Source organism: Aerococcus viridans, assembly GCF_002083135.2.
GTDB lineage: Bacteria > Bacillota > Bacilli > Lactobacillales > Aerococcaceae > Aerococcus > Aerococcus viridans_C.
On sequence record NZ_NBTM02000001.1, the window covers coordinates 1,977,718 to 2,003,760 of the forward strand.

Genomic DNA, 26,043 nt, shown 5'->3' on the forward strand with positions numbered 1-26,043 from the left:
CCCCTTATTCACCAATTGCTTTATTGTTTTTAACGCGTAATTTATAGATTAAACCTAGGATTTGAACCATCAACACTGGGGTCATTGCCACCATTGCGATGATACCGAAACCATCTACTAATACATCTGCTTGCGGTAACGTATCGGCTACACCTTGAGCAAAGGCCAAGATAAATGTCGCTGTCATCGGACCAGATGCTACCCCACCAGCATCGAAGGCGATACCTGTAAACAGGTTGGGTACGTAAAAGCTTAATAAGATTGATAAACCAAATCCTGGCAATAGGAAGTGCCACAATTCAACGCCTGGTACCATAATACGAAGCATTGACATCATTACAGCTAAACCTACACCAATCGACAAGGAGAATAATAACAACTTATTAGGGATATGTCCACCAGTTACGTCTTCAACTTGGTCTCCAAGTATGTGTACAGCTGGTTCAGCTAATACAACTACTAGTCCCATTACAAGACCAATCCATAGAACTAACGGTTCATGGTTAGTGGCTAATTCAGTCGCTAAGTAACGACCCATATCCATAAACCCTTGGTTAACCCCAATAAGGAAGAAAGTTAAACCAATCAAGACATAGACAACCCCAACAGCAATACGGCGTAATTCACCTTTATTGATTCTTCTATAAAAATAAATCACAATTGCGAATAGGATTAAAATTGGAATAAGTGAAACTACTGATTCTTGAACAGTATGACCAATATTTGCGATGAACGGATGGATAATCCCTTCAGTATATTGGTAAGCTTCATCTGAACTTTCGAAGGTAGATGATTGAATCAGTGACATGATCAATACGGCTAAAATGGGCCCAGTTGACATAGCACCTACTAAACCAAAGGAATCGTCCTCTGCCCCTTTACCACCTTTTTTAGCAGAAACACTGGTGCCTAAGGCCAATACAAATGGTGTAGTTAAGGCACCGGTCGTTGCACCTGAGGCATCAAATGACATCGCTAGGAAGGTAGAATCTGCGAAAATTGATAATAAGATAATGACCGCATAAACGGCTAGGAAGAACCACTTCAATGCGACATCTTTCATTACCCGGTAAACACCAAGGGCGATCATAACCCCCACACCTATTGATACAACGAAAACAATGGTTTGTGACCCTAACACGCCACCTGTTGCATCAGAAATTTGTTGGCCCAAAATTAATAGGTCTGGTTCGGCTACGGTAATCGAAAACCCTATAAAGAATGTTAATAATAGTACGATTAAATGGGAACTTGATCGAATAATCGAATCACCTAAATAATTCCCAATTGGCGTCATACCAATATCTACCCCGAATAGGAAGATGGTCAGTCCTATTGTTAATAGGATTGAACCAATTGCGAATCTCGCCATCATATCTCCTGGCACATCAACCAGGGTAAATGCTAGGGCGAATACAAGGATGACGATAGGTAAGACAGAAGATATCACTTCTTTAAACTTATCTAGCAATAACTGCATAGAATTCCTCCTTTTTAATAAATAGTTTACATAGAAAAAGCAACAAATAAATTAAATATCAGCGTATGATTTGTTGCGAGTATTGCTTTTAAGCGAACGGATTCACTTAAAAGATACAATATTATGTTAACATACCTAATAGTCACATCAAAAATAACACTCAAAAAAAACAGGACTACCTTCCAAAATGATAGGTAATCCTGTTTTGCGCTTTTAAAAATCAAATAGTGATAATTGGTTTTGGTCTGGTAAACCATCTAATACATGGTTTTCGGTCATGTATTCAATCAATGATTTAGACACTTTACCACGAGTTTGTAAGTCTTCTTTTGATAGAAATGGTGATTCCTCACGTGCTGCAACAATGGATTTGGCCACGTTTGTACCCAAACCGTCAATGGCTCTAAAAGGTGCAATCAACGTATTGTCCTCTTCAATAATAAATTCAGTTGCATGAGATTTATTGATATCAACCATTTTTAAGGTAAAGCCACGTTCCCACATCTCGTTTACAATCTCAAGGACTGTTAGCAATTGTTTTTCTTTAGTAGAAGCTTCCATTCCTTTGGCATTGATTTCGTTAATTTTGGCCTTAGTCGATTCTTTCCCGTTCGACATGGATACTAGGTCAAAGTCACTCGCCCGTACTGATAAGTAGGCACAATAGTACCAAATTGGGTGTTTTACTTTAAACCAAGCTACCCGCATGGCGTTCAATACATAGGCAGCGGCATGGGCTTTAGGAAACATGTATTTAATCTTTTCACATGAATCCATATACCATTCCGGCACGTCGTATTCCCGCATGATGGCCTTGTGCTCGTCAGAAAGCCCCTTACCTTTACGAACTTTTTCCATAATTTGGAAGGCATCTGATTCCGGCAAGCCACGGTGGATTAAGTAAACCATGATATCATCACGACAACCGATAACCTCACTTAGCGGTAGCCCTTTTTCCCGTACAAGTACTTCGGCATTGCCTAACCAAACGTCCGTACCATGCGATAGTCCAGAGATTTGTAGGAGTTCGGCGAAGGTAGAAGGTTTGGTTGCTTCAAGCATTTGTCTAGTGAAGCGGGTCCCAAATTCGGGAATCCCTAATGTACCAGTGTTTGAATAGATTTGTTCCTTTGTGACACCTAAAACCTCTGTCCCGTTGAATAACTCATAAACTTCTGGGTCATCGATTGGGATTTCGGTTGGGTTGATACCCGATAAATCCTGCAACTTACGGATCATGGTCGGATCATCATGACCAAGGATATCTAGTTTCAACACGTTATCGTGGATGGAATGGAAATCGAAGTGGGTCGTCTTCCATTCAGATTCCACATCGTCAGCCGGGAATTGAATTGGGGTAAAGTCGTAAACATCCATGTTTTCAGGGATAACGATAATCCCCCCTGGATGCTGTCCGGTCGTCCGTTTCACTCCTGTTGCACCCTTGGCTAAGAATTCCTTCTCTGTCTTACGCAAGTTTAAATTCTTGTCTTGGTCGTAACCTAATACGTATCCGAAGGCTGTTTTATCTGCTACCGTACCAATTGTTCCGGCCCGGAAAACGTGGTCGTCACCGAAAAGGACTTTGGTATAGGCATGGGCACGCGCTTGGTATTCACCGGAGAAGTTCAAATCGATATCGGGCACCTTGTCCCCTTTAAATCCTAGGAAGGTTTCAAATGGAATATCTTGCCCGTCTTTATCTAGATTTGTCCCACATTCAGGACAGGGTTTATCCGGTAAGTCGAATCCTGAACCAACTGAGCCATCTGTAAAGAAATGACTGTAATGGCAATTCGGGCACACATAATGCGGCGCCAACGGGTTTACTTCGGTAATCCCTGACATGGTCGCTACAAATGAGGAACCAACTGATCCACGGGAACCTACGATATAGCCGTCGTCATTTGATTTTTTCACCAGTTTTTGCGAAATCAGATAGATAACGGAGAACCCATTGGAAATAATGGATTTCAATTCTTTATCTAAGCGGGCTTCAACGATTTCTGGTAGTTCTTTTCCGTAGATTTCATGGGCCTTTTCAAATGACATATCTGTCAGTTCTTGTTCGGCCCCTTCAATAGTTGGTGTATACAATTTGTCTTTCAAAGGTTCCACAAACTCAATGCTGTCTGCAATGGCATTGGAATTTTCAACGACAATTTGGTATGCCGTTTCCTCACCTAGGAAGGCAAATTCTTGCAACATTTCTTCAGTTGAGCGGAAATGGGCTTCTGGAAAGTTTTTGGTCCGGTTAGATTTGATCGAATTAATTAAAATTTCCCGGTACAATTTATCCTCTTCATTTAGGTAATGGACATCTCCTGTTGCAACAACAGGTTTGTTGACCGATTCCCCAATTTCAAGCATATCTTTCATGATTTTTTCAAGCGTCGCTTCGTCTTGAATCAATTCATCTAAGATCAAAGGTTTGTAAACTGCTTTTGGTTGGAGTTCCAAGTAGTCGTAGAAACCAGCTTTTTGCTCTGCTTCGACTTTCCCTTTTTGCATTAAAGCTTCAAATACTTCACCGCCTGCACAGGCTGAACCGACCAACAAATTTTCTCGGTGACTAGATAAGAGTGACCGAGGAATTCGAGGTACTCGGTAGTAATAGTCGATATTTGACGCAGAAACCAATTTGAATAGGTCTTTTAACCCTGTTTGGTTTTTAGCTAGCAAAATAGCATGGAATGGTCGACCTTGCTTGTAGGCGTCCCCTTTACCAATGTCTTTATTCAACTCGTCATGGTAGAAAATCTCATGGTCAGCGGCTGCTTCTTTGATGAAAATCCAGGCTAAGGCCCCTGTGGTTTCCGCATCATATACGGCCCGGTGATGCTGCTCTAGGGCCACATTGTAGCGTTTGGCCAAGGTGTTCAAACGATGCGATTTTAGGTTTGGATGTAAGAAACGAGACATTTCTAAGGTATCAATCACGGCGTTATGGGACTTGTCAAAACCATGTCGGTTGTAGGCGGTATTAATAAAGCCCATGTCAAAACTGGCATTATGGGCCACGAAAATAGCGTCCCCAACCCATTCTCTAAAGTCCGTAATCACTTCTTTTTCAGTCCGGGTATTGGCTAACATGGCGTCAGTGATCCCTGTTAAATCAATAATCGTTGCTGAAAGTGGCCGTCCTGGATTAATAAACTCTTCAAAAGTGTCAATCACATTACCGTTCTGCATTTTAACGGCCGCTAATTCGATAATATTATCATAAATAGCTGATAATCCAGTAGTCTCCACATCGAACACGACATAGGTTGCTTCTTTTAATTCGATATGGTCCGGATTGTAGGCGATAGGGACTCCGTCATCGACGATATTCGCTTCAACACCGTAAATCATTTTCAAACCAGTGGATTTAGCCGCCCCTGATGCTTCTGGATAAGCTTGCAGGGTTGCATGGTCAGTGACCGCAATAGCAGTATGGCCCCAATCTTTAGCTTGATTGGTGAAATCGGAAATTGAATTGGTCGCATCCAACATAGACATATTGGTGTGAACATGTAATTCAACCCGCTTCTTGTCAGCGTTATCTTGGCGTTTTGTCTTGGTAATTTGCTCCAAGTCGCGAACATTTAGGACTAAGTCACGGGCAAAACGGTCATCCATTTGCAAATCACCGCGGACCCGTAACCACATGCCTTTGCGTATCGCTTCAAAAATGGCGATATCTTCGTCAGTTCTAGAGAACATTTGAATCAAGAATGCTGAGCTATAATCTGAAATCTTAGCGTTTAAAATTCGGCGGCCAGTTTTTAAAATCTTGACCTCCACATCGAAAACGACACCTTCCATGGATACAAACCGTTGCTCTTCAACGTAAGTATTCATGGCTCTCAATTTATCATCTACCGGGATATGTTTCCCTAATTGAATTTTATCTACCTTAATTGCTTGGGCATTATTACCAGCAGCAGCCATCTCTTTCTGTTTTTCAGCTGCTTTTTTTGCCATTTCTTGCTGTTGCTCAGCTAATTCATTAGCCCGTTCCATAAAGACATCGCGCCGGTCTTTTGCCGTTTCATCGTCAATGATAATTTCAAATGGCACTTTTGGAAAGCCGACCATTTGGTAATTTTGCTTGATCACTTCAAGATAGTTTTCTTGGATAATTTGTTTTAAAGGATGATTGTCGACCCGAATGTAATACCGGTTGTTTTCAAATGTGGGTAATTGTCCTTGGAAAGTGGCTTTGGCAATCCCGTTTGAAATGCCTGACCGTTTGACAATGATTGGCCAGTAATCCAAGACATCTTGATTAGCTGGTTGACTTTGGTCAGCGACCTCAATTGAAAAATCTACTGCCCCAACATGGTCGAATCCCTTTTTCAGGTATTCTTCAAAGGTTAAGAAAGTGGCGGCATCTAATCGTGTTGGTAGGCCAATTTTAAACTGCCATAACCGAGATTTTGTGTGGACCACAACGTTCTCTAACCAGCCGTTCTGGATAGCCGCGTTTTCTTCTGTCCAATTAATTTGTCCTAGTAGGGCCTGGAATAAGGCTTCTTTAGATTCTGACATACACATTTCCTTTCCTAATTTAATAACAAAAGGCCATCGCTATGGCCTTTTGACGTGCATTTAAAAGTGGCGTGTTTGCTAAGTGTCCTAGCCAAACATACGCATAATATCGTTCCAAGTGACAGCAATCATTAGCACAATGACAAGCACTGCACCTACAATATTGATCATACCTTCTGTTTTAGCTTGTAGTGGTTTACCTCGGACCAATTCGATCAGGTTCAAAACTATTTTACCACCATCTAAAGCTGGTACGGGTAGTAAATTGACAATTCCTAGGTTAATACTTAAAGAAGCTAACCAAGAAATAACACCTGTCATCCCAAAGGAAACGACTTGCGAGGTAGTTTGGTACATGTAAACTGGTCCACCAAAATTGTTGATGTCAAAGCCAGTTTTAAACATACTACCAATTATAGAGAAAATACCTGTAATCATGGTCCACGCGCTAGTAAAACCAAAAGTAATTTTAGCCATAAATGAATTATCTTGACTTCTTTGTGCGCCAATTAAACCAACTGTTTCACCCGATTCAGTTTCAGTTGCCTGTGGAGTTACTGAAATATCTTGCTCTAGCCCGTCTCGAGTGATGGTAAAAGTAAGTGATTGGTCTGGGTTTGATTGGACAATAGCTTGCATATCGTCGAATGATTCGACCGGTTGATCGTCGATTGACAAGATTTGGTCACCCGCCTCTAGTCCTGCTGCTTGAGCTGCAGAATCTTCTTGAACAGCACCGATTTCAGCTTCGTTTGACCAAACACCGCCTTGCATGAAGGCTAGTAGTATGAAAGCTAGAACACCTAGGATAAAGTTGTTCATTGGTCCAGCGAGATTAACGATTAGTCGTTGCCAGATGTTGGCAGATTGGAATTGACGTTCTATTGGCGCGACTTTCACGATTGTTCCGTCAGATTCAACGATGTTTGCTGTTTTTGACACTTGGTAGCGTACTTTTTCCTCGCTACCGTAAGGAATCCCTTCGATGAACATGTCTTCTTCTAAATCTGCTGCCCAAACTTCTAGCGGTAAGCCGGCAAAATTTTGGCCCTCATTTTCCAAAGAGATTGTCTTTACAAGGCCGTCTTCACCTTGTTCAATGACGACTTGCATGCCTTTCGTTAGACTGTCAGACATTTCCTCCAACCCTGCCATACGTACGTAACCCCCGATTGGAAGGATGCGTAAAGTATAAGTCGTTTCTTCAGCTTCGTAATGGAAAATTTTCGGTCCCATACCGATTGAGAATTCACGGACTAGGATGCCAGCTTTCTTGGCAAAATAATAGTGCCCAAATTCATGGACAATAACGATGACTGAAAAAATAAATATAAATGCGATAATAGTCGTCATAATGTGCTCCTTACTAAATTTATAGCTATATGATTAGCTAGGATACTTGCTAAGCTCCAAGGAATGGAATCAAGAAATAAAACATGGGTAATACCATTAATAGACTGTCAAAACGGTCAAGGAAACCGCCATGACCGGGCATAATATTACCTGAATCTTTGACTTCGTAAGTCCGTTTTAAGGATGATTCTACTAAGTCGCCCATCTGTCCTAAAAAGCCTAAAATCAGGGCTAAAATCAAATTATCCATGATTGATATGCCAAAGATGTTGTTAAAATAAAGGACAATACTTGAACAAATAAAGGCCCCAATGATGCCGCCTAATGATCCTTCAATGGTTTTATTAGGTGAGACTTTTGGTGCTAAGGGTGTTCGGCCAATTTGGCGACCGACTAAATAGGCAAAGGTATCGTTCCCCCAAATAATGATTAACACGTAAATAACTGGCAAGAGCCCCATTAATCTCGTCTCAATTAATAAGTGAAAACCACGGCCAACGTATAAAGCCGCTAAACTAATGACCCCTACTTGTTCAAAGTTAATATCCTCTGGTTTGAAGACCATTATAATCAATAACATGGCTAAACCAGCGAAGTAAAGCGTCATATAGTCGATTTCTTGTGGCAGTAGTGCTAGATAATAAGACGGCAGTAGTTGTAACATCATGGTGATTAAACCGATAATCCCCCGCCATGAGGGGAATGGAATTTTTGCCATTTGTAAAATTTCATAGTAAGCAACCATTGCAATAAGCGCTACCATCAAGTCAAAAGGACGACCACCTACAAATAAAAGTGGTATAAAAATGGCAAGAGCAACAACAGCGCTGATAACCCTTTGTGTCATGAGAACCCCTCTTTCTATTTGGTATCTATCGCTCCGAATCGACGGTTTCTACGTTGAAATTCGCCAACACACTCCTGCATAATAGCTTCATCAAAGTCTGGCCATTTCGTGTCAGTAAACACCATTTCACTATAGGCCAACTGCCACAATAGGTAATTCGATAAACGAACTTCCCCACTTGAACGAATCAATAAATCCGGATCGGCATATTCACCTAATTGTGCTGTATATAAATTGTCTGAAATGGTTTGTTCAGAAATATCTTTCACTTTCAAGTCGCCATTTGCTACAGATGTGGCAATATTTTGGACGGCTTTGGTGATTTCATCACGTGAGCCATAGTTAAAGGCAATATTCAAAATTAAACCAGTGTTGTCTTTAGTACGATCCATGGCATTTTGAATATATTTCTTTGTCCCTAGTGGTACTTTATCGAAGTTCCCACTCATGCGAACTTGTACATTGTTGTCGATTAAATCAGGTAAGATTTCATCGTTTAATACTTTGGGTAAGCCCATTAAATAATTTACTTCGGTAATTGGTCGCTTCCAATTTTCAGTTGAGAAGGCATATGCTGTCAGTACCTTCACGCCCATTTTATGTGCTGCAATGACCACACGTTTTAGGGCTTTTAATCCCTCTGAATGTCCGTCTGTTCGTTTTAATCCACGAGCCTGTGCCCATCTACCGTTTCCGTCCATAATCACTGCGATGTGATTTGGTATAGGTAATGCTGGATTATAGTTTACTTCTGTCACCATATTGAACCTCCATTTGTAATTCTAGACAATTGTATCAAAAATCTGGAGAAAAACCTATACTTATCCCCTAGCTTGGCAGTTCTTTATCTCTTGACCAAGTCCATAAATTTGTTAGCAGTGAGACAAGTTCAATACCATTGAGATTTGGAAAAAGACAACCATCCTCAAAGCATACGGCAAATAAAAGCCAGCAGGTCATCTAATAGGATGCCTGCTGGCTTTCTTTGTATTATTGTCTGAACAGATGCTAGATTAAACGTTCATGATTTCGTCTTCTTTATCAGAGGCGATTTTCTCAACGTTTTTAATTGCAGCGTTTGTTAAATCTTGGATATCACTTTCGTATGAACGTACGTCATCTTCAGTGATTTCTTTTGCTTTTTCAGCTTTTTTCGTTTCATCAATCGCGTCACGACGGATGTTGCGGATAGCTATTTTAGCATCTTCCAAGTCTTTACCAACTGTTTTACTTAACTCTTTACGACGTTCTTGCGTTAAAGCTGGGATAATCAAACGGATTACTGAACCATCGTTTGTAGGTGGGATACCTAAGTCAGATTGTTGTAATGCACGGTCGATATCATTTAAAGAACTTTTATCGTATGGAGAGATTTGTAACATACGAGGCTCTGGAATAGTGACAGTTGCCAATTGACGTAAGTCAGTTGGTACACCGTAATATTCAACAGTAATGCCGTCTAATAAAGAAGCGTTTGCTACACCTGCACGGATGCGCGCTAGCGTACGTGTAAATGCCTCTTCAGATTTCACCATACGGTCTTTAGTTTCTTTTAGTAAATTATCAATAGCCATTGAAATTTCTCCTTTACCCTTCTATTGTTGTCCCAATTTCTTCACCAAGGATAACACGGCGGATATTGCCTTCTTCATTTAGATTGAATACAACTAAAGGAATATTGTTGTCCATGCTTAATGATGAAGCTGTAGTGTCCATTACTTGTAGGTTGTTGCTGATAACTTCTAAATGTGATAATTTATCGTATTTAACAGCAGCATCGTTCTTACGAGGATCGTCAGAATATACACCATCTACCCCGTTTTTAGCCATTAAAATCACATCTGCTTCAATTTCTGCAGCACGTAGTGACGCAGTTGTATCTGTTGAGAAGTAAGGATTACCAGTACCCCCAGCAAAGATAACGACACGTCCTTTTTCTAAGTGACGCTCAGCACGGCGGCGGATATATGGTTCCGCGATTTGACGCATGTCAATTGAAGTTTGTACGCGAGTTGGCACACCAATGTTTTCTAAAACATCTTGTAAACCTAGGGCATTCATGATCGTTGCTAGCATACCCATGTAGTCTGCTTGTGCACGTTCCATACCCATTTCTTCACCAGTTTTACCACGCCAAATGTTACCGCCACCTACGACGATTGAGATTTGTACGCCTAAACGGTGAACTTCTTTGATTTCTTTAGCAATACCCTTCATGGTTTCTGGATCAATACCGAAACCGTTGTTACCTGATAAAGCCTCACCTGAAAGTTTCAAGACTACGCGTTTGTATTTAGGTTCTGTCATTCTATTCTCCTTACTAAAAAGGTTGAGAAAGAAACCTTTCCCAACCTATTTTAAATTCCCTCTTCATTACTTCTCTATTTTAAGCAAATTCAAAAAGTGTATATCGGGATGTTGTTAAATTATTTACCCATTTGAGCAGCAACTTCACTAGCAAAGTCGTCTTGGCGTTTTTCAATACCTTCGCCGACTTCAAAACGGAAGAAATCTTTGATTTCAGCATTGTTTTCTTTTGCAACTTCTGCAACAGTTTTGCTGTCATCTAATAAGTATTTTTGATCAACTAAGCAGATTTCTGCGAAGAATTTACGTAAACGACCAGTAATCATTTTTTCAACGATTTCTTTTGGTTTACCTTCGTTTAATGATTGTTCTGTAAGCACTGCTTTTTCATGTTCGTAAACTTCAGCAGGTACAGATTCTTCGTTTAAGAATTGAGGTTTCATACCACCGATGTGCATAGATACCATGCTAGCAAATTCAGGGTTGTTACCGTCAATTAATGTAAGAACAGAAATACGTCCACCTTGGTGAGAGTATGTACCAAATTCTTGGTCATCTGTTTTTGTTAACGTTTCAAAGCGACGTAATGAGATTTTTTCTCCGATTACAGCAGCTTTTTCTTTAATGTATGTATCTAAGTCTTTATCTTCAACAGTTACATCAGTTAAAGCAGCTTCTACAGTAGCAGGTTTTTGCTCTAAGATAGCTAATGCAACAGTTTCTAATAATTCAACGAATTGATCGTTACGTGCAACGAAGTCAGTTTCAGAGTTAACTTCTACAATTACAGCGTCGTTTCCTTTAGCTACAGCTTTAGTTAAACCTTCAGCAGCAACACGGTCAGCTTTCTTAGCAGCTTTAGCGATACCTTTTTCACGTAGGAAGTCGATAGCTTTGTCCATATCTCCGTCAACTTCAACTAAGGCTTTCTTAGCATCCATCATACCTACACCAGTGCGGTCGCGTAATTCTTTAACTTGTTTTGCAGTAATTGCCATTTAAAATTTTCCTCCTAATTGCATGCATTCTTTAAAAAAAGGCTATCTTAACTAAGAAGGAAAGCCGAATATAGCTTAGACAAACTTAATCAGATAGCCATCTACTGTTTATATTTTACTACTAATTGAAGTAATCTTCAACTATAGCAATGCTTACTCAGCAACCTCGTCTAAAACTTCGTCACCTTTGAAGTCTTCAACAGTTACATCTTGTTCAGCTTCTTCTTGAGCGCCTTGTTTAGCTTCAAGAATAGCTTCAGCCATACCACCAGTGATCAATTTGATAGCGCGGATAGCGTCATCGTTTGAAGGGATTACGTAATCTACTTCATCTGGATCACAGTTAGTATCAACCATAGCGATAACAGGGATGTTTAATTTGTGTGCTTCTTGGATCGCAATTTTTTCTTTACGAGGGTCAACAACAAACATAACATCTGGAATACGTGGCATATCTTCGATACCGCCTAAGAATTTTTCTAGACGTTCTTTTTCTTTCAATAAGCCAACAACTTCTTTTTTAGGAAGAACGTCAAAAGTACCGTCTACTTCCATTTCTTTAATATTTTTTAAGTGTTTGATACGTTTTTGGATAGTTTCCCAGTTAGTTAAAGTACCACCTAACCAACGGTGATTTACGTAGTATTGACCTGCACGAGTCGCTTCGTCAGCGATTGAATCTTGTGCTTGTTTTTTAGTACCTACGAATAACGCGACACCATCGTTACCTACTAAATCACGCATAGCGTTGTAAGCTTGGTCAACTAACTTAACAGTTTTTTGTAAGTCAATGATGTAAATACCATTACGTTCAGTAAAGATGTATTTATCCATTTTAGGGTTCCAACGACGTGTTTGATGTCCAAAATGAACACCAGCTTCTAATAATTGTTTCATGCTAATAACTGGCATGTTAAATTCCTCCATTTGGTTTTTATTTTTCCGCCCCTATTTTAAAGACTCGCCACTAGCAAATACTAGCACCACGCGATTCCATCCATAAGGTGTGAAATATGTGTCATTTGACACTCGAACATATTACCATAATCCAACACCCTTTTCAAGCCATTATTTGAAAAAGGGCGAAACAGTCATGGCTGATATTTATACTTATAAGGCTTGGCTCACACCAAGGATAAATTTTAGGTCGTCCAAGCTTAAATTTTGACTACCCGCTTGGTCACCGCCATCAAATAATTGTTCGAATAAGTAGCGTTTCTCTTCTTGAAGTTCAGCAATACGTTGCTCAATCGTCCCTTCAGTAATAAAGCGAACCACTTCAACATCTTTCTTCTGACCAATCCGGTGGGCACGGCCAATAGCTTGCTCTTCAACCGCTGGGTTCCACCATAAATCATATAAGAAGATGGTATCTGCACCAGTCAAGTTGATCCCTACCCCACCTGCACGTAATGAAATCAAGAAGACTGATTTATCGCCGGTATTGAATTCGTCTACTTGTTCTTGACGGACTTTTTTATTGGTTTGACCAGTCATCATGTAGTAGTCAATACCCTCTTCAGCAAGGTACTCAGCCATCACATCTAACATGCTCGTAAATTGAGAGAATACCAATACTTTACGGCCTGATTCGATGGCACGCTTCAACATGATTTTGAAGTATTCGAACTTACCAGATTGACCAGTGTAATCATTTTTCACTAAACGAGGATGGCAACAAATTTGACGCAATCGTGTAATCCCCGCCAATAATTCCATATGCATTTGTCCTGCATCCGACGAATCGTTGTTTAACTGGTCTTGAATTTTCTTCAGGTAAGCCAGGTAAATGTTCTTCTGTTCAGGGTCCAGCATGCTAAATCTATCTGTAACAGTTTTCGTCGGTAATTGTAAGGCCACATCATTCTTAGTACGACGTAGGACGAATGGACTAGCAATTCGGGCAATTTCTCCTACTGATAATTTTTGGAACTCATGCTTATTCGGTAATAATCCGGGCACGATAATCTGCATCAAGGCCCAGAACTCATTCAAATTATTCTCCATTGGTGTCCCTGATAAACCAATCCTCATCGCCGCCACTTGTTTCTTCACCGATCTATATAGGATGGTGTTGTCATTTTTAATGGCTTGCGCTTCATCTAAGACTAAAATGTCCAGATTCACTTTTTGATATGCCTCTTGGTCATTTCGGTACGACTGGTAAGAGGTCAACCATACATCAATAGTATCATCTCGGCGAATCGCTTCCCGTTCATCAATCGTCCCATCTACCACGGCCACATTTAATGAAGGCGTGAACCGTTTAAACTCATGGGCCCAGTTATATAAAACAGACGCTGGCGCTAATACCAGTGATTTTTCATGCGGATTATTTTCGATATAGTCTAGGACGAAGGAAATTGTTTGAACTGTTTTCCCTAACCCCATCTCATCTGCTAATAGGCCGCCTAATTGGTATTTTGCCAGTCCTCTAAACCATTTCACTGACGTCTCTTGGTAGTCAGACAAGGTAGCCTTTAGGCTAGCAGATGGCGTGTAGTCTTTATCTTTAGCTCGTACGATATCGTCGTAGAATTCTTCAAATACCTCATTACCGTCCACCAAGGTTTGGAACCGTAGCGTTTGGAAAATGGGTACCACATCCCCGTTCTGCCATTCGTTATTAGCTGCAGAGATTTGTTGAAGCATACGTTTTTGTTCGTCGTCCATAGTATTTTGGACGTCGATAATACGACCGTCACGTAAACGAATATATGCTTCATTTTCCATAATAGCGTTTAAAATACGGTCTACTTCAACCGGTTCAACGTCAGATAATTCAAAATCTACTGACAAGAATCGACTACCATCACTTGGTGTCATTTTCACAGTTGCATTGACTTTGTTGTCATAGACATTGCGCAGGAACTTACCATATTTAATGTCCCATTGGTCGATGAATAAATGGCCGAAGTTTTCAATATTGGTCATGACGTCAGTCAAGTTGTCGAAACGTTGGACGAAGGCACCTTTTTCTGAGACAAAGCCTAAAGCTTTCAAGGTGTTTTCAACCGATATTTCGCTCGAGAAGTCGCGGACTAAAATCGTGTCATCATCTGGTAATACTTGATTTTCTGCCTCATCTGATACTAAAAACTGACCGTACTGATATTCAGGGGTCACATACAAATCTGCCTCCTCAACATCAAGTGTCACATGCACTTGCAAGTCTTCTTGGTATAAATCAAAGAATTGGTCTAATTGGTCAATTTCACTGTAAGCCATCAGCGTCCGGCCAAATAAACTGATAAAGTAGGTCATTTCTTCTTCTGGCAAGGTGATTTGATAGTCATTCTCCGCAAAGAATCCTTGTAAGAAGCGCAAATCGTCATAGAAATTGCTGTCTTGAGTGGTTTCATATAATGTTTCATCTTGAATCAGTAAACCATATTGCGCCAGCCAATTGACTGATTGATCCCAAGTTAATTGATACAGGTCATTGTCTTTCTTCAGACTAAATACCAAGGCTTTATCATTTGAAAAGGTCGGTTTTATAGCATTACCGTCTAATTTAAAGCGGATAGAAATTCGGTTATCCGCAAGATATAAATCTTTCAAGCGATTCAATTCCTCACTCATTAAATAGAAGCGTTGGGTATTTTTTTTATTTTCTGGTGTGTTCATGACTAGTAAAAGCCATTTATTTCGTAAGCTGTATGCATTGGCTAATTCAACCAGCAAGTCATAGGTATCTTGGCCTAGTGTTGAAGGTGATAACCAAATTTCTTCACGGTCACGGTTTGGCAAAATATATAAGGTATCTTGGACAACAGCTTGGAAGAAATTATCCATATCTGTCACGTAGTACAGGTTGTTGACACCTACGCGAATTCGTAAGTAAGCCATATCTTCGTAAGAAATAATATAAGGTCTTACTTCATCAAATTGAATTTCTAGTGTCACTTTCACTCGACTAGTTCGCGGCAAACGTTTCACAGGACTGGTTACTTGACGATGACTTAAATAACCTTCAAGGACTTCATTCACTTGTAGTTCTGCTTCATCATCTACTTCTGGATAACGTTTCAATTCTTCATTAAATTGGTGGACACGCGTCATGCCCATTTCTCTTAAGAAAAGTTCTACTGCAACTGTATGTTCGCAGTAGCCTTTTTTCTGGAAAACTTGGCACTGACAAACATCCTCTTCTTTAGCAGTTCCATCTAAGATCACGGTATACGTGTCATCATCAAGCACTTCTGCACGCCAAACAGTATTTTCTTCATCTGGTACTACTTTAAGCACCCGATTTTCCTTTACCAAAGCGCGTCCTTGCTCGATTATCTTACTTGGAATACTCCACTTCATATCATACACCCCAAAATTCTGAATCTGTCGCTCATTAATTAATTTATTATATCAAACTTCTTAAGAAATTCATATGCTAAGCCACAGGATGTGAGTCAGGGTATAAGGCGAGAAGTATTATTATAGTTAGTGAATAAGCGTTCTGCTATGCTTTTTCCTATCATTATCTTCGAGGCATTAGGCACGGAATTAGCTATGCTTTAATTTCGTGTCTGACTATTCATTCTTTTTTCTCCGCTAAGGCATGATAGGAAAATTCTCACATGTTGCTGAACGCCCTTTACAAATAAAGGCTCTACAATATATAGGACTGATGACTTTTTAAAGAAAGTCATTGGTTCTATTTTTTTTACAAAAAAAGAAGAATCTCCATTATCATAAAGTTAACGACAACCATGATAAGATAGGAGATTCCCCGTATGAATAAGTTTATCAATACCACGTTGCAATTGAAAGATGAAAATATAATTTTCGAAGATAAAGTTGAAGAAATGACAGTTAAGAATGTAAAGTCACTGATTTATTTCGGCAGGTTAGATGTAAATCCTCAGTATTGTCCAGCCTGCGGCTGCGCTAAACAAGGAAATAGTATCGTTAAGAATGGATCTAAAAAATCAAGAATCACGCTAACAAAGATATCAGGGTTACCTGCCTACCTTGAATTACGAAAACAACGATATCACTGTAGAGAATGTAATAGCTACTTCACTGCTAAATCAGAGATAGTCGGTGATAACTGTTTTATTTCTAAGCGCGTTAAACGGATGGTATTAGACTTTGCTACCAATGCGTTGACACTTAAACATATCGCAGAGACATGCAACGTTTCTGATCATACAGTTCAACGGGTAATTAATGGTGCTGGTAAAGACCTTAAACCTAGCATCTTCGATGCGTTACCTGAGCATATTGCTTTCGATGAATTCAAAGGTGTAAAGCATGCCGAAGGAAATATGAGCTTTGTCTTTATAGATAATACGGATTCACGTATTGTAGATGTGCTAGGAGATCGCAGAAAATTCAAGCTACGTGATTACTTTTTTGCCTATCCGTTGAAAACTCGTCAGAAAGTTCAAACAGTTACAATGGACATGTACATGCCTTATATGGAAGTCGTTAGAGAGGTATTTCCCAATGCCAAAATTATTATTGATCGCTTCCACTTAGTTCAAGCGTTAAATCGAGAATTGAATAAGTTACGTATTGAAGTAATGAATGCCTTTAGAATTCCAGACCATAGATTGTACAACAAATATAAAAGATATTGGCGACTATTCTTAATGCCCCGAGAAAGCCTAAGCTCATGGGATTATCAATCATTCAAGTTATTCGATTGGCTTACGAATACCGGTGGTATTTTAGATTATTTACTGGACAAGAATCCATTATTAAAAGACACCTATAATCTTATCCATAACTTGCGTGAGTCGCTCCAAGAGAATGATTCTGAAGCATTTAAAGCTCAGTTAGCGCAGTCCAAGTTAGTTAATTTACCAAGCGGACTAAGACGAGTGTTGCGTACATTTATCAAACTTCAAAGATATATTGGGCATACTTTTAAATATAAACACTTAACGAATGGCCGAATAGAAGGTTTGAATAATAAAATTAAGGTCTTAAAACGGATAGCCTATGGATACCGAAACTTCCAAAATTTTAGAACTAGAATATTAATGACGAACAAGCTATATCTAAATGAAATACCGGTAGTACAAGCAGCCTAAGGGCTGCTCTGAAAGCATAGTATAAAGATGAAAATGAATAATGGAAAAGAGTATATAAAAAACCAGGCAATCTAATGATTACCTGGCAGATATTACTCATCAGTCCTATTTGACGAAGAGCCCAAATAAAAAAGAGACCTGCTTTTATACAGATCTCTCGTTTTAATTAATTGTTGTCATAGATTTCAGCGCGTTCGATTTCTTTTACTTGAAAATAGGCTGATAACAAGGGAATGACAATCCCTGCAACCATGACCCCAAATAAGTTAAAGGCGACAGTACACATTAATGTTACGACTATCGGCAACCAAAAAGGTAATTTTAAATCTTTACCGATGAGTAATGGCTGCAAGATTTCGGTCAATAATTCAACACCCAGGTAAATAGCAAATAGCCACCAACCTACTTGGGTATCCCCCTGCAACCACTCAATCAATATCCATGGAATAAAGACAACCCCTGCACCAATGACTGGTAGTAAGGCTACTAGACTAATCCCAATAGCCATTAACCAGGCCAAGTGAATGTCTAAGACCCAAAAGCCTACACCATAAATGATGACGGTTAAGAGTAATAATTTGGCTTCTGCCCCACATACAATTTAATGTTTTGAATGGTGTGCAAGAAAACTTGTTTCCAAAATGTGGCTCTTGTCATCTTATCATCCTTTCTTAGAAATCTTCCTGCCTATGTAGAACGCATCCCTTGACCGCTAAACTTATTTCTTAGCTTCTTTAGCTTCGCGTTTAGCGACTACACCGGCTAGATCGTAAGTATAATTTGGATCTAGAATACGGTCATTTTCGATGAAAGCATCTTTTATGGCTTGATTGATTGCCTTGTTGTCTTCATCGCTTAATCGTTTAACATCCGGTAATTGGATTGGTTTACCTACACGCACTTTGGCACGGTTGGTTGTTTTCCAAGTGAATAAATCACGAATACCAATTGGGCCTTGGTAGGTAACAGGCAAAATTTCTGCCTTGCCCATCTTAGCCATTGAAACGGCACCGTCTTTGATTTCATCTGAATAACGAGAGCCAGTTGGGAAAAGCCCAACATATTTCTCGCCTTCTTTGATGGTTCGAACGGCTTGTTTAATGGTTGAAGCGCTAGGATTTTCACGGTCAACTGGAATGATGTTGATGGTTGTGAAGAACCAGGCTAAAAATTTATTGGCTAATAATTCTTTCTTCGCCATAAAGGCTATTTGCTTAGGACGTAATGCCATGGCAATAAAGATTGGATCAAGGATTGAACGGTGAGGGCCAACTACTAAGTAATTGGCTTCTGGATCGAAGGCCTCATCAATATCAATCTTGGTTGGACCATTAATTAACTGGATAAACCAGGATATTAAAGTCAGTAAAATATTATAAATCATCGGTTTCCCCTTCATCTATATCTTGATGTGCATCCGAATAGGTCTGCAACTGATACATATTATAATATGTGCCACCTTGTGCAATCAAGTCGTCATGGTTTCCGTGCTCGATGATGTGGCCATTTTTAAGGACAATAATTTGGTCTGCATCTTTAATTGTTGATAAACGATGGGCGATGATAATGGTTGTCCGACCTATTCGCATATTAGCTAAACCAGATTGGATTTTCTGCTCTGTTTCGGTATCGATATTGGCTGTCGCTTCGTCTAATACCAAGATTTTAGGTTCTCGTAAGATTGACCGGGCAAATGATAACAATTGTTTTTGCCCTGTCGAGAATGCAGCCCCGCCTTCAATTACTTTGGCGTGATAGCCGTCATCAAGGGACTCGATAAAGTCATCAGCTTTTACGAATTGGGCTGCAGCTCTGACCATATCATCAGAATAGTCTCCGTGCAGACGGATGTTTTCAGCGATATCCCCGTAGAACATGAAAGAATCTTGTAAGACTAAGCCGATATCTTCTCTCAGTTGCTTTAGCGGGATATCTTTAATAGATTGGCCGTCAATTAAAATGTCCCCTTGATTGAATTCATAGAACCGCATCAAGACATTGATAATCGACGATTTACCAGAACCAGTTTGGCCAACAAAGGCCACTGTTTGTCCCGGTTTAATATCGATATTGATATCATGTAGCACTTGTTTTTTCTCGTCATATGAAAATGACAAGTCCTTGATTTGAATATGCCCTTCAGCCACTTTACCAGCTGCTCCTGGATTAGAAACTGGCGCCATTTCCGGATTGTCTAGCAAGGCTAATACTCGCGATCCAGATACCATACCATCTTGGAATATTGATAGAGAATCCATCATTTGACCCATCGGTTGGAAGAAGGATTTCGCGTAAGAAGTAAAGGCATATACAACCCCGACATTAATGGCTACCCCTTGCAAGTCTTGGAAACCAAAAATATACAAGACAAGGACCAAGGCAATGGCTTCAAGTAAGTTGATGGCTGGTTGTAGTAACAAGGCATTCATTTTGAACATACCTACACGCGCTCTTACATAAGTTTGGTTAACGTCATCGAATTCTTGCATTACACGTTTTTGTTGACCATAGTTTTGAATGATATTCATCCCAGAAATAGACTCGCTTAATTTCGCGTTCAAAGTAGATAGCGCTACCCGCATCCGGCCATAAATAAAAGTCGATTGACGTTGGTAGATATAAATCAAAATAAACATTACAGGTACAAAGGCCATGAAGACAAGGGCCAAGCCAGCATCTAGCGTAAACATGGCATAAGTAATAGCCACAATATTCAGTAAACCGTCAAAGAAGGATAGAAAGACCTGCCAAAATTCTTTAATGGTTTCGGTATCGTTAGTCACCCGTGAAACCACTGACCCGTTCGGTGTTTGGTCAAAGTACCGCATACCTAAGTGCACTACTTTTTGGTAGACAGTGTTTCGCATATTGGCCACTGTTTTTTCTGCCGTCAATTTGAAGGTAAAGTCTCTAAAATAATAAGTGGCTACTTTTAATAAGGTTAAGCCAAAATAAAAAACTGTGACCTGTATTGTCACTTGTAGGGTTGCTGAATTGGTCCCCAACACTTCATCCAAATATCGTTGGATAATAATGGGTAGGTAAGCTGAAATAGCTGCAACGATTGCTGTTGCCACAAAGGACAAGGCAAAGGGTAGCCAGTACGGTTTACCAAATCCGATAATTCCTTTGAAGATCCGCACCTGGTCTGCTAGTGAAAACTTTGTTTGACTAGAATTCTCCATTAGAAGCACCACCTTCGCTAATTTTTCTTTGTAATTGTTGTTGGTTATAAGTATGGGCATACCAACCGTCTTCAAGGACTAATTCGTTATGTTTACCGCGTTCAATAATCGTCCCTTTGTCCATGACAATGATCTCTTCTGCATGCATCACTGAAGATAGACGTTGAGCAGCAATAATCGTTGTTTTATTGGCACGTTCTTGCCGTAAATTGGTCAAGATATTTTCTTCTGTTTGCGCGTCTACCGCTGAAAGCGAGTCATCCATGATTAAGTATTCTGGGTCAACCGCTAAGGCACGAGCGATAGCAATCCGTTGTTTTTGCCCTCCTGATAAAGACACCCCACGTTCCCCAACTTCCGTTTGGTAGCCTTCAGGGAATTTCATGATGTCTTCGTGGATATCCGCTACTTTGGCATAGTGAATGACTTCTTCTTCAGATAGGTTTGGATTCCCAAAACGAATGTTTTCTAAAATCGTATTTGAAAACAGGAAATTCGTTTGCGGTACATATCCGATTGCTGAAGATAGTGTATTTAGACTGAAATCTTTGATATCTTTGCCGTCATAGGTAATTTGACCTTCGTATTGGTCATAATCACGCATCAACAACTTGAAGATTGTCGTTTTGCTAGACCCAGTACGACCAACTACACCAAGCATATTGCCCTCTTTCAGGTGAAAACGCGTATCCGATAATTTCGTCCGGCCATCATCTGGGTAGGCAAATTTCTGAACGTCAAAATGGATATCCCCTTGAATCGGCGTTGTAATAGCTTGATCAGCTTCAACGATAGCCGGCTGCTCGTTCAATAATTCAGACACCCGGTCCCACGATGCGTTACCACGCTCAAGCGTATTGACTAGGTGACCGACCGCAATTAAAGGCCAAGCCATCATAGACAAGTAAGAAATGTAGGCAATCAAGTCACCGACTGTTATCCGACCGTTTTGGATAAAGTAAGTCCCAAAGAAGATGGTCAATACATAAGTTAAACCAGTGATAATCTCAATCATTGGCGTGTAAGCCGCATCTGCTTGGTAAACTTTACGGTTCATTTCGACAACCTGGTCTGTTTTTTCAACGAAGTCTTGGTAGTAGTCTTCTTCTTCACCGAACGTTTTGATGACTTTCATCCCAGAAACATTTTCTTGGACTTCGTCATTTAAACTTGAAAAAGCTTCAAGCGATTTACGGAACCGCTTGTTAATGATTCGACCTAGAACACGGGCCACCACAATTAGAAATGGGAATGGCAGAATAGTCACTAGGGTTAATTGCCAGTCGATTAAGACAAACATAGAGAACAAGGTCACGACTGAAATGGAGATAGAATCCGTTAAGGTCAGAATCCCCCCACCAGCAACAAAACGCAAGGCCGCTAAGTCATTTGTGGCATGGGCCATCAAGTCACCCGTCCGATATTTATGGTAAAAGGTAGCGTCCATTTTTGTGAAATGACTAAACAAACGATTACGCATAATTGATTCTAGTAAAGTCGAATTCCCAAAAATAATTGTCCGCCAACCGTAGCGAAGTACATACATAATAATAGCCAATAACAATATAAGGCCGGTTTGAGTGATTAATAATTGCCCAGTTAAAGAGCCTGCTGACAACTGGTCAACCATATTCCCTACAATTCTAGGGGTCATAGCTGATAGAATCGCACAGGTAACCAATGCCGTTATCCCAAAGGCATAGCTCTTCCACCGCAATTTAAAAAACCAACCCAATTTTTTAAAAATTGAAAACATTTCTTCCCTCCTAAATAAATTCTCACCTATTATCTAACAAATATTGACCAATTGCGAAAATTAATACCCGCATATAGATAAAAAATTTGATTAGACAACGAAACAGCCTCCGTATGCCTTATTAGCTACGGAGGCTATTGTTGATATTAAGCGCTTGGTGGCGCTTTAATCTCATCATTTAGATTTTTTGTTCGATTTCTTCATAGATTGTGTGATTTGACGCACACGTTTTTCTGAAGGTTTTTGACCCATTGACATCATCATTGAACGAATCATGTCATCAGAAATTGGTGGATTTTCTTCAAAATAGTTCACCATATATTTACGGGCGATAAAGAATCCCCCAACAGCACCTAAAATAGCTGCGATAATTACGATTAAAATCCAAGCTCCTGTACTTAGCATAGTCTCTACACTCCTCTCATCTGTTTACAAGATAAAATTTTACTAAAGTATTGCCCCTTTTGCAAAGCTTTTCATTAACTATACACCCTTAAAAGTCAACTGGTGCAATACGTCCTGGAAATTATCAGGAATTGGCGCATCAAAGACCATATGTTCACCAGTTATCGGGTGGTCTAATTCTAAGCGGTGGGCATGTAATAATTGGCCGTTTTCACTGAAGAACCGCTCTTTATATTGCCTTGCATACAAAGGATCATCCACGATTGGATGGTTGATAAAATTAGCATGAACACGAATTTGGTGGGTTCTACCTGTTTCCAGTTGGAAGTTGACTAAGGTATAACCAACGTACCGGTGTTTGACCGTAAAATGCGTAACTGCGTGACGACCAGCTTCGTTGGCTTCAAATTTCAACCGATCTTTTTCATGACGGCGGATTGGCGCATCAATGGTCCCGCCCGCTTCAAAAATTTCACCATATACTAAACCTGTATAAATTCGTGTCATTTGGTGGTTAGCCACTTGTTCAGTAAGATTTTCAAGGGCTGCTTGTGATTTAGCGACCACTAATAATCCGGTGGTGTCCTTGTCTAAACGGTGGACAATACCTGGTCTAAAAGACTCGCGACCAACCGCTAGTTGCGACCCATTTTCCTGTACATGGTATAACAAACCATTCACTAGGGTATTGGTTAGGTGGTTGACTGAAGGATGCACGACCAAATTGACTGGTTTAGTGACCACCAAAATGTCATCATCTTCAAATACGATATCTAAAGCCATCTTTTCGGCTACTGGTTTAAATTCTTCCGCTTCTGCAGGGGTCGGTTTTTCAACTCCGACTAAGTCTCCATTAACCAAGGCTTGTGAGGCTTTTGCCACCTTGCCATTTACTGTGACCAATTTGTCCTTGATCCATTTTTTGATTGTTGTCCGGCTTTCGTCTGTAAATTGGTTAGTCACGAATTGGTCTAAACGCAAGCCGTCTTCACCCGTATAAGTATAATTAAATACTGTCTTTTCTTCTGTCAAAATGACACTCCTCACTTGTTAGCGGTTCTTCTTTCCAACTGGTCTTCGGGGGTAGTGATCATGTAGACAATCATCATAATGACACCAATGGTTAAACAAACATCCGCTATGTTAAATATTGGGAAATCCATAAATTCTAATCGAAACATGTCGATCACGTAGTTTAAATGCAGGCGGTCGATAAAGTTACCCAATGCTCCTGCAATCATAAAGGAAAGGCCTGTAGCCAGTAGCGGCGCGCCTTTAGCTTCCTTATGGAGCATATAGACGAGGACTGCCACAACAGCAACAGTAATGATATAAAATAGCCACATTTGCCCTGAGAAAATTCCCCAAGCAGCTCCATCATTTTGGATATAAAAGAAGGAAAGAATGCCTGGTATGAAATCTTGTCCTTCATTGACAGCAAAATTGGCCACTGTCCAATACTTCACGATTTGGTCAATACCAACTAAAATTACGATTAATAGATAATTCAGTAACATAAATCCTCCTGAGCCACACGGCTGATATTATTTAAATATATTATACCATTATTCTAGTTTATTTATTGGCTGATTTGGCTTGGCGAATCCCGTCTTTAGCTAATTGGTCAGCGTGCTCATTATATTGGTTACCTGTGTGGGCTGCGACTTTCACAAAGCCGATAGCTAGGTTCTTGGCCTGTTCTTGCATATATTGCTGATATTCCTTGGTATAATTGTTTTTGGCCTGCCAAGATTTTAAGGCCCACTCAGCAATCCCCATATAATCATGGTAAATTACGACATTTTTAGCCCCTGATTTTTGCGCAATTTTAACCGCATGCATCGCAGCGATAATTTCACCGGCTACATTCCGCATTTTAGCTAAACCTTCTGTGTTACGACCACCCTTGAAAGTTTTGACTGTATCCTGGTATAAGACTACACCCCCGTAGCCAAAATAACCAGAATTTTTATCGAAAGAACCGTCTACATAAACGGACATGGTATCAGCATCAACCTGGCCGTTTTTACCGTCTTTTGTTAGCCAGCGGATTTCTTCCCCTTGACTCGTTTTAGACACCGGTCGTGCCCCATTACCCATAAAGGCTTCTGCCTCTTCTAGGCTAGTAAATGACTTATAGACTGCACCCGAAAAGCCTTTAACTTGTTTCTGACAGTCAGGCCAGGTCTTGTAGATTCCTGGTGTTTTTCCTTTTTTCACTGCATAAAATTTTGCCATGGTTATTCAACCGCTCGCTTTCTATTCTTGTAGAATGGTGATATTACTATATCTATCTGAATGGATTATACTGATTCTCAGACTTACTTTCTCACTTTCTCTAATAATTTTAGCAAAAAAAGTGAGACCTAAGCCCCACTTCCCTTCACTGGCTTTTGAAATACCACCAGCGTTCATTGTTTTTTTATAAGCGGGTGACGAGAATCGAACTCGCGACGATAGCTTGGAAGGCTATGGTTTTACCACTAAACTACACCCGCATGCAAAACTAATACAAGAGATAGTATACCACCTTCTGTATTACTTTTGCAAGTGTTTTTAGACAAAAAAAGTTTTTAATGCATCTAAAGATATAATCATTTTCTGTGTAACCGGCCGTCCCCAAATGGTTTCAAGGGCTTGGGCATATAGATCCATTTGCCCTTGGTAACGGTCGATCAAGGTTTGTTCTTGCTGGCTTTCATTTAGATAAGCAATCCGGTCAGTCTTAAAGTCATACAGGAAGATTTCATCCTGTAACAAAATAAAACCATCAATTGTCCCGTGGACCAACAAGTCATCATCTGTTGCCATATCCGTAAAGATTTCTGATCCAGCAACCATCAGAGAGAATGTTTCTTCTCTATATACGTGGTCAACTTGTTTCAAAATCAATTGCCCCACTGCCGTATCGAAGAAGGCTACTAGTTTATCCACTTGAATATGGGGCCAAAGTTGTTGGCTTAAAACTCCTCTTTGGCATAGGTCATCAAAGAGGGCTTTAAAGGTCGCTTCACTTGGTTTAGCCCTTAAGTTCACCTTCTGCATTAACAAATGGGCCGCTGACCCAATAGCTGTTGGTGTGACAGCTTGTTCTCTGGCCAAGAAACTCGGTTGGTCATAGTCTTCTTCTATATAACGGAAGGT

General features: G+C 40.1%; 20 protein-coding genes and 1 tRNA gene. 1 reads left to right on the top strand and 20 read right to left on the bottom strand.

Annotation, left to right across the window (positions count from 1 at the left end; genetic code table 11):
• Nucleotides 1-4: 4 nt before the first annotated feature.
• The 10 genes from A6J77_RS09160 to A6J77_RS09205 all read right to left on the bottom strand — a co-directional run bounded on the left by A6J77_RS09160 (nt 5) and on the right by A6J77_RS09205 (nt 15,829).
• Nucleotides 5-1,480 carry a DUF1538 domain-containing protein gene (locus tag A6J77_RS09160; RefSeq protein ID WP_083070198.1) on the bottom strand — a complete coding sequence of 492 codons (1,476 nt, stop codon included), beginning with the start codon at nt 1,478-1,480 and terminating at the stop codon, nt 5-7.
• Nucleotides 1,481-1,693: 213 nt separating this feature from the next.
• The gene (locus A6J77_RS09165) at nt 1,694-6,013 is read right to left on the bottom strand and encodes a PolC-type DNA polymerase III (RefSeq protein ID WP_083070199.1); all 4,320 of its coding nucleotides are present in this window, start codon (nt 6,011-6,013) and stop codon (nt 1,694-1,696) included.
• Between the two features lie 87 nt (nt 6,014-6,100).
• The gene (gene rseP / locus A6J77_RS09170; RefSeq protein ID WP_083070200.1) at nt 6,101-7,366 is read right to left on the bottom strand and encodes an RIP metalloprotease RseP; all 1,266 of its coding nucleotides are present in this window, start codon (nt 7,364-7,366) and stop codon (nt 6,101-6,103) included.
• A 49-nt stretch (nt 7,367-7,415) separates the two neighbouring features.
• Nucleotides 7,416-8,213 (bottom strand): phosphatidate cytidylyltransferase, encoded by a 798-nt coding sequence (locus A6J77_RS09175; RefSeq protein ID WP_083070201.1) that lies wholly within the window; start codon nt 8,211-8,213, stop codon nt 7,416-7,418.
• 14 nt (nt 8,214-8,227) lie between these two features.
• Nucleotides 8,228-8,974, bottom strand: a complete 747-nt coding sequence (locus A6J77_RS09180; protein WP_083070202.1) for an isoprenyl transferase — start codon at nt 8,972-8,974, stop codon at nt 8,228-8,230.
• Between the two features lie 252 nt (nt 8,975-9,226).
• Nucleotides 9,227-9,787 carry a ribosome recycling factor gene (gene frr / locus A6J77_RS09185; protein ID WP_083070203.1) on the bottom strand — a complete coding sequence of 187 codons (561 nt, stop codon included), beginning with the start codon at nt 9,785-9,787 and terminating at the stop codon, nt 9,227-9,229.
• A gap of 13 nt (nt 9,788-9,800) precedes the next feature.
• Entirely contained in the window at nt 9,801-10,520 is a 720-nt protein-coding gene (gene pyrH, locus A6J77_RS09190; RefSeq protein ID WP_003141034.1) for a UMP kinase, read from the bottom strand.
• A gap of 119 nt (nt 10,521-10,639) precedes the next feature.
• Nucleotides 10,640-11,518, bottom strand: coding sequence for a translation elongation factor Ts (gene tsf, locus A6J77_RS09195; RefSeq protein ID WP_083070204.1), 879 nt, complete (start codon nt 11,516-11,518; stop codon nt 10,640-10,642).
• 153 nt (nt 11,519-11,671) lie between these two features.
• Entirely contained in the window at nt 11,672-12,430 is a 759-nt protein-coding gene (gene rpsB / locus A6J77_RS09200; protein ID WP_102950035.1) for a 30S ribosomal protein S2, read from the bottom strand.
• Between the two features lie 198 nt (nt 12,431-12,628).
• Nucleotides 12,629-15,829, bottom strand: a complete 3,201-nt coding sequence (locus A6J77_RS09205; protein ID WP_083070207.1) for an SNF2-related protein — start codon at nt 15,827-15,829, stop codon at nt 12,629-12,631.
• A 419-nt stretch (nt 15,830-16,248) separates the two neighbouring features.
• Between A6J77_RS09205 and A6J77_RS09210 the strand changes: the two genes are divergently transcribed.
• A complete protein-coding gene (locus tag A6J77_RS09210) occupies nt 16,249-17,553 on the top strand; it encodes an ISL3 family transposase (protein ID WP_083067599.1) in 1,305 nt (434 codons plus the stop codon).
• Between the two features lie 166 nt (nt 17,554-17,719).
• Here A6J77_RS09210 and A6J77_RS09215 read toward each other — a convergent pair whose 3' ends face one another.
• The 10 genes from A6J77_RS09215 to A6J77_RS09260 form a co-directional block, all read right to left on the bottom strand.
• Nucleotides 17,720-18,073 carry an AI-2E family transporter gene (locus A6J77_RS09215; RefSeq protein ID WP_265331440.1) on the bottom strand — a complete coding sequence of 118 codons (354 nt, stop codon included), beginning with the start codon at nt 18,071-18,073 and terminating at the stop codon, nt 17,720-17,722.
• A gap of 198 nt (nt 18,074-18,271) precedes the next feature.
• A complete protein-coding gene (locus A6J77_RS09220) occupies nt 18,272-18,937 on the bottom strand; it encodes a lysophospholipid acyltransferase family protein (protein WP_039934635.1) in 666 nt (221 codons plus the stop codon).
• The gene (locus A6J77_RS09225) at nt 18,927-20,738 is read right to left on the bottom strand and encodes an ABC transporter ATP-binding protein (protein ID WP_083067519.1); all 1,812 of its coding nucleotides are present in this window, start codon (nt 20,736-20,738) and stop codon (nt 18,927-18,929) included. Before A6J77_RS09225 ends, A6J77_RS09220 begins: the two co-directional genes overlap by 11 nt.
• Nucleotides 20,725-22,494: an ABC transporter ATP-binding protein gene (locus tag A6J77_RS09230; RefSeq protein ID WP_083067520.1), complete on the bottom strand. Its 1,770-nt coding sequence runs from the start codon at nt 22,492-22,494 to the stop codon at nt 20,725-20,727. The genes A6J77_RS09225 and A6J77_RS09230 overlap by 14 nt, the downstream gene beginning before the upstream one ends.
• A gap of 174 nt (nt 22,495-22,668) precedes the next feature.
• On the bottom strand, nt 22,669-22,899 hold the full coding sequence (locus A6J77_RS09235; RefSeq protein WP_003141045.1) for a YneF family protein: 231 nt from the start codon (nt 22,897-22,899) through the stop codon (nt 22,669-22,671).
• 78 nt (nt 22,900-22,977) lie between these two features.
• Nucleotides 22,978-23,931, bottom strand: coding sequence for an RluA family pseudouridine synthase (locus tag A6J77_RS09240; RefSeq protein ID WP_227645083.1), 954 nt, complete (start codon nt 23,929-23,931; stop codon nt 22,978-22,980).
• Between the two features lie 11 nt (nt 23,932-23,942).
• Entirely contained in the window at nt 23,943-24,416 is a 474-nt protein-coding gene (gene lspA, locus A6J77_RS09245) for a signal peptidase II (protein WP_083067522.1), read from the bottom strand.
• Nucleotides 24,417-24,474: 58 nt separating this feature from the next.
• Complete coding sequence (locus A6J77_RS09250; protein WP_083067523.1) at nt 24,475-25,137, bottom strand: viroplasmin family protein; 663 nt, start codon at nt 25,135-25,137, stop codon at nt 24,475-24,477.
• Nucleotides 25,138-25,326: 189 nt separating this feature from the next.
• Nucleotides 25,327-25,397 (bottom strand) — tRNA-Gly (locus A6J77_RS09255).
• Between the two features lie 58 nt (nt 25,398-25,455).
• The coding region (locus A6J77_RS09260) for a PD-(D/E)XK nuclease family protein (protein ID WP_193756660.1) at nt 25,456-26,043 on the bottom strand (588 nt) is incomplete at its 5' end.